Here is a 10,049-nt window from a genome sequence, read left to right as displayed (position 1 = left end):
GAATTTTGGCTTCAGTCCCGGTGCCACGCTAGTGATCCTGACCGGGCGCACGGGGCTGATCGCACTCATCTGCGTTCTGCCCATTGTGCTATCACCTTGGCCGGCAAGATCTTTTCAGATACTGCTGGCGGCGCTGGCTATCGGGGTGATCGCTGACATCGGTATGGCGGCCAGCCCATCCCATTTGCAGTACACCCGCATGCCCAACGGCTCGGTGCGGCTCGGCGAAGCGGTGAATGCCGCTCTGCTGATCCACAATGCTGGCCGACGGCGGTTTCGCGGACAGGTTCGAGATGCCTGGGCTCCCAGCGCCCGGGCTGAACCGGCCACTCACGCGGTCGACATCGCCGCCGGCCGGGTGCAGCGGGTGGACACCTGGTTGCGGCCAATCCGCCGCGGTGATCAGCGGTCGGCGGTGGTGACCGCGCGGTCAATCGGACCGCTCGGCATGGCGGGCCGGCAGCGGTCACGTCCGGTGCCCGGCCAGGTCCGGGTGCTGCCCCCGTTCTTGTCGCGCAAGCACCTACCCGCGCGCCTGGCTAAACTCCGGGAGATCGACGGCCTGTTGCCAACCCTAACGCGGGGGCAGGGCACCGAATTCGACTCGCTGCGAGAGTATGTCGTCGGTGACGACGTCCGCTCGATCGATTGGCGCGCCACCGCCCGTCGAGCCGACGTCGTGGTGCGGACCTGGCGACCCGAACGTGACCGGCGGGTCGTCATCGTGCTCGACACCGGGCGCACGGCGGCCGGCCGGGTCGGTGTCGACCCGACGGCGATCGATCCAACTGGTTGGCCCCGGCTGGATTGGTCGATGGACGCCGCTCTGCTGCTGGCGGCTCTGGCCTCGCGCGCTGGTGACCACGTCGACTTCCTGGCGCACGACCGGGTAACCCGGGCCGGCGTATTCGGCGTGTCGCGAACCGAACTGCTTGCCCGGCTGGTTGACGCAATGGCTCCCCTGCAGCCGGCGTTGATCGAATCCGACGCTACTGCAATGGTTTCCACAATCCTGCGCCGAACCCGGCGTCGCTCGCTGGTCGTGCTGCTGACCGACCTCAACGCGACCGCTCTCGACGAGGGGCTGCTGCCGGTGCTGCCCCAGCTCTCGGCCAAGCACCGGGTGATCCTTGCCGCGATCGCCGACCCGCGCGTCGACCAACTTGCCGCCGGCCGGGCCGATGCGGCCGCGGTCTACGACGCCGCGGCGGCCGAATATTCCCGAAACGACCGGCATGCAATCGCCTCGCGGCTTCGGCACAGCGGAGTGGAGGTGATCGACGCGGCCCCCACCGAGCTGGCGCCGACGCTGGCCGACCGTTACCTGGCGATGAAAGCCACCGGGCGGCTCTAACTCAGCGGGTTGGAACGACGTCCGGCGCGTCGGCGATATCGCCGGTGTCGCCGGCCCGAACCGCGCGTCGACCGAAGTACACGATGTAGGTCAAAAACCCTGCCTCGGCGAGGATTCCGATGCCGATTCGCAGGGCTGTCGGCAGCGGCGACGGGGTGACCAAGGACTCGATGGCACCCGAGACGAGCAGCACCGGGACCAGCCCCACCGCGACCGCGACGACGGCACGACCCTGCTCGGCAAGTACCTGCCCTCGGGGGCGATTACCCGGTGATATCACTGACCACCCCAGCCGCATTCCAGCGGCAGCCGCCAGGAACACCGCCGTCAGCTCCAGCAGGCCATGCGGAATCAGCAACCCCAGCATGATGTCGCCCTTGCCGGCCTGAAGCATCAGACCGGCCACGACTCCGAGGTTGGCGGCGTTGGCGAACAACACAAATGGAATCGGCACGCCCAGCACGACGGAGAACGCGATGCACTTCGCGGCTACCCAGGAATTGTTGAGCCAGACGTGCAGCCCGAACCCGACAGCGGAGTGCTGGCTGTAGTACGAGGCGAAATCGTGGTTCACCAATTCGTCGATCTCGCTTGGTGTTCCGATCGTGGATTGGACTTCGGGGCTGCCGATTACCCACACCGCGATGGCCGTGACGACGGCGAAGAACACCACTGCTGTCGCCAGCCACCACCGCCAGGCACGGTAAGCCACCACCGGAAACGACACCGTCCAGAACCGGGTGAATTCACTGGACAACGGAGCGTGGGCACCGGTAACCGCGGCCCGGGCGCGGGCCACCAGACTCGAAAGGCTGCCGACCAGTGCTGAATCTGACGACACCGAGCGCAGCATCGACAAGTGCGTCGACACCCGCTGGTAGAGCTCGACGAGTTCGTCAATCTCGGCACCGGTCAAGTGCCGGCGGTTTTTCACCAAATGTTCGAGTCGGTCCCAGGTGTCGCGGTGGGCGAGGACGAACGCGTCGACATCCATCACTGTCCAGCCTAGCGTTACCGGCAAACTCGCCGTAGCCGAGAAGCCGGGTAGCGTTTGCAGTATGCCGCAGGTGGTGACCGGAGACGCCGTGGTGCTCGACGTGCCGATCGCTCAACTGCCGGTGCGGGCCGTTGGAGCGCTGATCGACATCGCTGTCATCGTCATGGGCTATCTGGTGGCGCTGATGTTGTGGGCGGCCACGCTGAGCCAATTCGACGACGCCGTGACCGCGGCGATCATGATCATCTTGACGGTGCTGGTGTTCGTCGGATATCCCGTCGTCTTCGAAACCGCAACACGGGGCCGGTCGGTGGGCAAGCTGGTGATGGGACTGCGGGTGGTGTCGGAGGACGGCGGCCCGGAGCGCTTCCGCCAGGCGCTGTTTCGCGCATTAGCCTCCGTCGTCGAGATCTGGATGTTGTTGGGCAGCCCGGCGGTGATCTGCAGCATGCTTTCGCCGAAAGCCAAACGGATAGGCGACGTCTTCGCTGGCACGGTGGTGATCAGCGAACGCGGACCGAAGTTGAGCCCACTGCCCTTGATGCCACCGCCGCTGGCCTGGTGGGCTGCGTCGCTGCAGTTGTCCGGCCTGAGCCCCGAGCAAGCTGAGATCGCGCGCCAATTCCTCGCCCGCGCACCGCAACTCGATCCGCGACTGCGCGACCAGATGGCCTACCGGATCGCCGGTGACGTGCTGAGCCAGGTCGCCCCTCCGCCGCCGCCCGGAACTCCGCCGCAACTCGCCTTGGCCGCGGTGCTGGCCGAACGACACCGCCGGGAACTCGCACGGTTACGGCCGCCGGCGGCGTCTGCATGGCCGCCGCCGACCCAGAACTGGCCGTCGGGGCCGCCGTCGACGGGCGGCTTTTGGCCGCCCCGCTAGAGATTGCGCCGGCTACTGCGCGACTGTGACCGCAAGGATGGTGATGTCGGTGGCCAACAGCGCCAACGCCAGCAGCGGGACCACGGTGCCCCACCGGCGGTGCGCGGTGAAAAACGAAACGATGAGCGTCACCGCGGCCACTACCGGCGCACCGTAGAACAGCACGTCAAAGCTGATCCCGTTGGGCCCGAGGTTGGGACATTGCTTGTCGCTGCATGCGGCGGTGCTCATCACGGCACCGAGCGAAAAGACCATGACAACGCCGGCACCCACCACGGTCAACAGCGCCAGCGCCCAGTTCACCCAGAATCGGAGGCGCTTGCTGCGATCGGTGCCGCTGGTCGCGGTTGGCTGCTCGCCGGCGACCTCGTCGCGTTCTAGACCTTCGGCGATCTTCACATCGCGGTCTTTCTCGTTCATCCCAGGTGAGCTACCCCGCTAGCGGCAGCCACAAACCGCTGGTCAAGCGGCCGGCAAGAATCTGCCGTTGCATCACGATAGTTTTCGATATATCGTCGTCGTATCGGTAGCGCATCCGGCGCTGCCTTTCCTGAAACGAGATGACAAATGGATAACCCATTCCCCCACCCAGACGGGCCGTTCCCGGGAGGCCCCGGAGCCCAGGGCTTCGGCTTCCACCCACAGGCACGGCGCGCACTGCACGAACAGCGCAGGCAGGCCCGTCGTGAGTTCCGCGACTTTGTCCGCGGTCACGACGCCGGCCACGACGGGCCGTTCGGCCCGGGTTTCGGTCCCGGTTTCGGTCCGGGCTTGGGCCGGGGTTTCGGCCCCGGCGGATTCGGCTTCGGCCCCGGCCCGCGCGGTAGGCGCCGTGGCGGGGCTGGTCGACGTGGTCGCCGTGGCGACGTCCGCGCCGCCATCCTGGTGCTGCTGGCCGAGCGGCCTATGCACGGCTACGAGATGATCCAGGAGATCGCCGAGCGCAGCCAGGACCTGTGGCGTCCCAGCCCCGGCTCGGTCTACCCGACCCTGCAACTGCTGGTCGACGAGGGCCTGATTGTCGGCACGGAAACCGAAGGCAGTAAAAAGCTTTTCGAGTTGACCGACGCCGGCCGGGCCGCTGCGGAGAAAGTCGAGACACCACCGTGGGACGAGATCGCCGACGGCGTCGATCCCGCCCATCTGAACCTGCGCGCCGCCGTCGGGCAACTGTTCGGCGCCGTGGCGCAATCCGCTCATGCCGCCAGCGCTGAGCAGCAGCAACGCATCATCGACATCGTCAACAACGCTCGTCGCGAGATCTACACGATCCTCGGCCAAGACGACTGATCAAGCCGCGACGGTGGGGGCCAGCACGTTCTGGTCCCCACCGGAGCTACACCTCAACCCAATCCAGGGTGCGCTGCACGGCTTTGCGCCAACCCGCATACCCCGCCGAGCGCTCATCATCGCTCCAGCGCGGCGTCCACCGGCTGCCCTCCTGCCAATTCGTCCGCAGCTCATTCGGGTCGGCCCAGAAGCCGACCGCCAGGCCTGCCGCATACGCCACGCCCAACGCAGTGGTCTCCGCGACTACCGGCCGCACCACGTCGACACCCAGTACGTCAGCCTGGATCTGCATGCACAACTCGTTGGCGGTAATCCCGCCGTCGACCTTCAGCACCTCAAGGCGCACACCCGAATCGGCTTGCATCGCATCGACCACATCGCGGCTCTGGTAACAGATCGACTCCAACGTGGCGCGCGCCAAATGCGCGTTGGTGTTGTAGCGCGACAGCCCCACGATCGCGCCACGGGCATCGGAGCGCCAATACGGTGCGAACAACCCGGAAAACGCCGGAACGAAGTACACCCCGCCGTTGTCGTCGACCTGACGGGCCAGTGCCTCGCTCTGCGCAGCTCCGCTGATGATGCCCAACTGGTCGCGCAGCCATTGCACCGCCGAGCCGGTCACGGCAATCGAACCCTCAAGCGCGTAAACGGGTTTGGCGTCACCGAACTGGTAGCACACCGTCGTCAACAGACCGCTACGCGACCGGACGATCTGCTCACCGGTGTTCAGCAGCAGAAAGTTTCCGGTGCCGTAGGTGTTTTTGGCCTCTCCGGGTTCCAGACATACCTGACCGACCATCGCGGCATGCTGGTCACCGAGAATCCCGGTGATCGGCACCTCACCGCCGAGCGGTCCCGTCTCTAGCGTGACGCCGTAGGGCTGGCGTGGCGAAGACGCGGCAATCGACGGCAGCATTACGCGCGGGATGTCGAAAAAGGACAGCAACTCGTCGTCCCAGTCCAGGGTCTCCAAATCCATCAGCATGGTCCGGCTGGCGTTGGTGACATCGGTGACATGGACCCCGCCGCGAGGACCGCCGGTCAGATTCCACAACAGCCAGGTGTCCGCGGTACCGAACACGGCGTCGCCGCGCTCGGCTGCGGCGCGCACTCCCTCGACGTTCTCCAGAATCCATTGCAGCTTGCCACCGGAGAAGTACGTTGCCGGCTGCAGACCGGCTTTATGCCGGATCACGTCGCCGCGGCCGTCTCGGTCCAGTGCCGACGCGATGCGGTCGGTCCGGGTGTCCTGCCACACGATCGCATTGCAGTACGGTCGGCCGGTATGCCGGTTCCACACCAGCGTCGTCTCCCGCTGATTCGTGATTCCCAGCGCACCAATGTCTTTCGCCGATAGGTTGGTCTTGTTCAGCGTGGAGATAAGGGCCGAGGTGGTGCGCTCCCAGATCTCGATCGGATTGTGCTCGACCCAGCCGGCCCGCGGCAGAATCTGCTCGTGCTCAAGCTGATGGCGGCCCACTTCGGTGCCGTCGTGGTCGAAGATCATGCAGCGGGTGCTGGTGGTGCCCTGGTCGATCGAAGCGATGAATTCGGCCACTTGCCCATCATGTACTGCGCGGGCAGCCAAGTCATCGAGACCGAGCGCATGCCGCCCCGACCGCTGTGGCCCCGACCAGCGGTCCCTCCGATCAAGTGGCGATGCTCAGAGGCCCAGCCCAGCGAGGGCTTCTGCCCCTGCAGCTCCCGCACCGCCAGCGATTTCTGAAAGTCCGAAGTCGGAACTGATGAAGTCGGCGGGAGTAAAGCTGTCGATAAAACTCGTTGTGCCGCCGATGTCGTCATAGCCGATCTGGAAAACCCCAGGGTCGGTCAGGATGAGCCCAAAGTTTGTCCCCGGGCCGTAAAACAGGTCGAGGTCCAAAACAGGCGTAGACGAAACGAGGTAGTTGTCGACCCCGAACGTCACGTCGTTGAGGCTCAACGTGTCCGTGAACCCGCCAGCCGAAAACGGGCCGATGGTCACTATGTCGTCTGCGCTGGCCAGCGGGCTGGCTAGCAGCGCGATGAGCGGAGGGGCCAGCAACGCACCAGCAGCGATGCCGACGACGCCAACCGTGCGGCGGTGATTGTTACTCATTTTTCTGACCCCACCTTTCTGTGAGCCGGGTAAGAATAGGCTGAGATTATTCAGTAATACTGACGCGGTGTCAATACCATATTTGGCTCGTGTAGAGCAAGGCGATTTCGGATGCTTGCGGAGCGCCCGGTAAACCGGTTGCATCGGCGATGTGGGCGATGAGGTCAAGCGGACCACCTACGAGCGCGTAGACCGGCAGGAGTACCGGCGCAAGGTGCAGTTGTGCCTGGACGTCTTCGAAACCATGCTCGCGCAGGCCAGCTTCGAGTGCGAGCACCCGCTTACCGGGATGGAAATCGAATGCAACCTGGTCGATGACGACTATCAGCCGGCGATGTCGAACCAGGATGTTCTGGCCGCCATCGCCGATCCGGCGTACCAGACCGAATTAGGCGCCTACAACATCGAATTCAACGTGCCCCCCCGGCCGCTGGCCGGCCACACCGGAGTGGAATTGGAAGCCGAGGTGCGGGCCAGTTTGAACGCCGCCGAGACCAAGGCCAACGCCGGGGGCGCCCACATCGTCATGATCGGAATCCTGCCGACGCTGATGCCCGAGCACCTCACCGGCCGATGGATGAGTCAATCGAGCCGATACGCGGCTCTTAACGAATCCATCTTCAACGCCCGCGGCGAAGACATCCAAATCGACATCAGCGGACCGGAGCCGCTCAGTTTGTATACGGCGTCGATCGCCCCCGAATCCGCTTGCACCAGTATGCAGTTGCATTTGCAAGTATCGCCCGCCGATTTCGCCGATAACTGGAATGCCGCGCAGGTGCTGGCCGGGCCGCAGCTGGCGCTGGGAGCGAACTCGCCGTACTTCTTCGGTCATCAGCTGTGGTCCGAAACCCGCATCGAACTGTTCGCGCAATCCACCGATACCCGGCCCGACGAGCTCAAGACCCAGGGTGTGCGGCCCCGGGTGTGGTTCGGTGAACGCTGGATCACGTCGATCTTCGACCTGTTCGAGGAGAACGTCCGTTACTTCCCGTCATTGCTGCCGGAGGTGTCCGACGAAGATCCGGTTGCCGAACTCGCCGCCGGACGCACCCCGCAGCTCTCGGAGTTACGCCTGCACAACGGCACGGTGTACCGGTGGAATCGGCCGGTGTACGACGTCGCGGCCGGGCGGCCGCATCTGCGGGTGGAGAACCGTGTACTGCCGGCTGGGCCGACGGTCATCGACATGCTGGCTAACTCGGCTTTCTACTACGGCATGTTGCGAACGCTGTCCGAAGAGGACCGTCCGCTATGGACCAAAATGAGTTTCGCTGCAGCCCAACAGAATTTCGTCGAGGCCGCTCGGCACGGCATGCAGGCAAGCCTGTACTGGCCGGGGCTGGGTGAGGTGACCCCTGAGGGATTGGTGCTCGCTGAGCTGCTACCGATGGCGCACGACGGACTGCAGCGGTGGGGCGTCGCCGCCGAGGTACGCGACCGATTTCTCGGCGTCATCGAGGGCCGTGCCCGCAGCGGACGCAACGGTGCGGTCTGGCAGGTGTCGACCGTGCGCGCGCTGCAGAAGGATGGAATGTCGCGGCCTGCAGCGCTGGCCGAGATGCTGCGGCGGTATTGCGAGCGCATGCACACCAACGAGCCGGTGCACACCTGGGACACAGCGGGTTAGGCGCTGCCCCGGCTGCGCCTAGTACGTTGGAATGCATGCCAAATGAAGTAATGGACTGGGACAGCGCATACCGCGAGCAAGGCAGGTTCGAAGGACCACCGCCGTGGAACATCGGTGAGCCGCAGCCGGAATTGGCCGCGCTGGTCGCCGCCGGCAAGTTCCGCAGCGATGTGCTCGACGCCGGGTGCGGCTACGCCGAGCTGTCGCTGGCCCTGGCCGCCGACGGCTACACCGTGGTCGGCGTCGACCTCACGCCCACCGCTGTCGCCGCCGCCAACCGGGCGGCGCAAGAGCGCGGACTGAACACAGCCAGTTTTGTGCAAGCCGACATCACCGCGCTCACCGGATACCCACCTGGCTTCGAAGGCCGGTTCAACACGGTGGTGGACAGCACGCTGTTTCACTCGCTGCCGATCGAGGACCGCGACGGCTACCTGCGCTCGGTGCACCAGGCAGCGGCCCCGGCGGCGAACTATTACGTGCTGGTGTTCGCCAAGGGCGCCTTCCCCCCGGAAGCCGAACAGGGACCCAACACCGTCGACGAAGCCGAACTACACGACGCGGTGTCGAAGCACTGGCAGATCGACGACATCAAGCCGGCATTCATTCATGCGAACATCCCGCCGAATAACCCCGATGCGCCGTTCCAGATGCCGGAGTTCTCCCGCGACGAGAAGGGTCGGGCGAAACTGCCGGCCTATCTGCTCACCGCGCACAAGGCCGGTTGAACTTCACACCGCTGCAGTCGCATCGGTGAGCGCCTCGGCGAAGGTCGTCAGTTCATCGGCGGTGGTGTCTAGGTGCGGCGAAATCCGCAGTACCGGCGCCGTCAGCTCCAGCGGCGCCCGTTCCACCCCCGCCGATGTGGTCAGAATGCGCCGTTCGGCGAGCAGCCACGCGCGGATCTTCTCCGGGTGGGCACCGTCGACGGGCGCCAGCGTGGTGATGGCGCTTTGCTCGTCGACGGATTCGACCACCCGCCACCCGCGCACATCGGCGAGTACGGTCCGGCTGATGCGGCCCACCTCGGCCAGACGTGTGCCCACCGCAGCCGGGCCGGATGCAACGTGCTCACCCAGCGCAACCGAAAACCCCACGCGGGCAGCTATATTGGCTTCGCCGAGTTCGAGTCGCTGGGCCACCGACAGCGACGACACCCATTCCGGCGGCGGCAGCCGCGGCCGGAGCCGCTGAATCAGGCTGGGGCACACGGCAAGCACACCGACGCCGCGCGGGCCGGCGATCCATTTGCGCGACGACGCATAGGTCACGTCGGCGCCCGCAGCGCAGTCCACCTGCCCGAGTGCTTGGGCGGCGTCGACGACCAGCGGCAGACCCAATTCCCGGCACAGCTCTGCCATCTGGTGCAGCGGTTGCACCACGCCGCGATGGCTGGCCACCGCGGTCAGGTGGACCAAATCGGGTGGGTCGGCAGCCAGCCAGGCGGCGGCTTGGTCCACTGCGACGCGGCCCTCGCCGTCGGTCGGCAACGGGCGGCGGGCAAAGCCGTGCGCGGCCATGACGGCAAGGTTGGGCCCGTATTCGCCAGGCAGGCACGCCAGGGTCCGACCGCCAGTCCAACTGGCCAGCAGCAGGTCCAGCGCGTGCAACGCCCCGGTGGTGAACACCACTTCTGCGTCGGGCATACCGGCGAGCGCGGCGACGGCGGCGCGTCCGGCGTCGAGAACAGGTTTTGCCGCCTCAGCCGCGACATATCCGCCAACCTCGGCCTCGTGCCGCGCGTGCCTGGCGGCGGCGTCGAGCACCGCGAAGCTCTGCCGCGAGCAGGCCGCG

10 protein-coding genes are annotated in these 10,049 nt (G+C 65.9%); 5 read left to right on the top strand and 5 right to left on the bottom strand.

All coding sequences use genetic code 11. The annotated features are described in order from the left end of the window. The first annotated feature begins 31 nt into the window (after nucleotides 1-31). Entirely contained in the window at nucleotides 32-1,354 is a 1,323-nt protein-coding gene (locus WAN71_RS24320; RefSeq protein WP_422227782.1) for a DUF58 domain-containing protein, read from the top strand. 1 nt (nucleotide 1,355) lies between these two features. Here the strand turns inward: WAN71_RS24320 and WAN71_RS24315 are convergent, their stop codons facing one another. Continuing rightward, nucleotides 1,356-2,348: a stage II sporulation protein M gene (locus WAN71_RS24315; RefSeq protein ID WP_422227781.1), complete on the bottom strand. Its 993-nt coding sequence runs from the start codon at nucleotides 2,346-2,348 to the stop codon at nucleotides 1,356-1,358. 64 nt (nucleotides 2,349-2,412) lie between these two features. On the opposite strand from WAN71_RS24315, the gene WAN71_RS24310 reads away from it, so the two are divergent. Further along, entirely contained in the window at nucleotides 2,413-3,234 is an 822-nt protein-coding gene (locus tag WAN71_RS24310; RefSeq protein ID WP_422227780.1) for an RDD family protein, read from the top strand. 12 nt (nucleotides 3,235-3,246) lie between these two features. On the opposite strand, the gene WAN71_RS24305 is transcribed toward WAN71_RS24310, so the two are convergent. Beyond that, on the bottom strand, nucleotides 3,247-3,654 hold the full coding sequence (locus tag WAN71_RS24305) for a hypothetical protein (RefSeq protein ID WP_422227779.1): 408 nt from the start codon (nucleotides 3,652-3,654) through the stop codon (nucleotides 3,247-3,249). Between the two features lie 147 nt (nucleotides 3,655-3,801). Between WAN71_RS24305 and WAN71_RS24300 the strand changes: the two genes are divergently transcribed. After that, entirely contained in the window at nucleotides 3,802-4,524 is a 723-nt protein-coding gene (locus WAN71_RS24300; RefSeq protein ID WP_422227778.1) for a PadR family transcriptional regulator, read from the top strand. Nucleotides 4,525-4,570: 46 nt separating this feature from the next. Here WAN71_RS24300 and glpK read toward each other — a convergent pair whose 3' ends face one another. Then, complete coding sequence (gene glpK, locus WAN71_RS24295) at nucleotides 4,571-6,115, bottom strand: glycerol kinase GlpK (protein WP_422227777.1); 1,545 nt, start codon at nucleotides 6,113-6,115, stop codon at nucleotides 4,571-4,573. Between the two features lie 75 nt (nucleotides 6,116-6,190). Further along, complete coding sequence (locus tag WAN71_RS24290) at nucleotides 6,191-6,625, bottom strand: hypothetical protein (protein ID WP_422227776.1); 435 nt, start codon at nucleotides 6,623-6,625, stop codon at nucleotides 6,191-6,193. A gap of 151 nt (nucleotides 6,626-6,776) precedes the next feature. Between WAN71_RS24290 and WAN71_RS24285 the strand changes: the two genes are divergently transcribed. Both WAN71_RS24285 and WAN71_RS24280 read left to right on the top strand, forming a co-directional pair. Beyond that, entirely contained in the window at nucleotides 6,777-8,255 is a 1,479-nt protein-coding gene (locus WAN71_RS24285; protein ID WP_422227775.1) for a glutamate--cysteine ligase, read from the top strand. Nucleotides 8,256-8,290: 35 nt separating this feature from the next. Beyond that, nucleotides 8,291-8,983: a class I SAM-dependent methyltransferase gene (locus tag WAN71_RS24280; protein WP_422227774.1), complete on the top strand. Its 693-nt coding sequence runs from the start codon at nucleotides 8,291-8,293 to the stop codon at nucleotides 8,981-8,983. A 3-nt stretch (nucleotides 8,984-8,986) separates the two neighbouring features. Here WAN71_RS24280 and egtE read toward each other — a convergent pair. Continuing rightward, the coding region (gene egtE / locus WAN71_RS24275) for an ergothioneine biosynthesis PLP-dependent enzyme EgtE (RefSeq protein WP_422227773.1) at nucleotides 8,987-10,049 on the bottom strand (1,063 nt) is incomplete at its 5' end.

This window comes from Mycobacterium sp., assembly GCF_049280035.1.
Classification (GTDB): Bacteria; Actinomycetota; Actinomycetes; order Mycobacteriales; family Mycobacteriaceae; genus Mycobacterium.
Note: the sequence above shows the minus strand (reverse complement) of the source record. Positions and strands in the feature narration are given on the sequence as shown.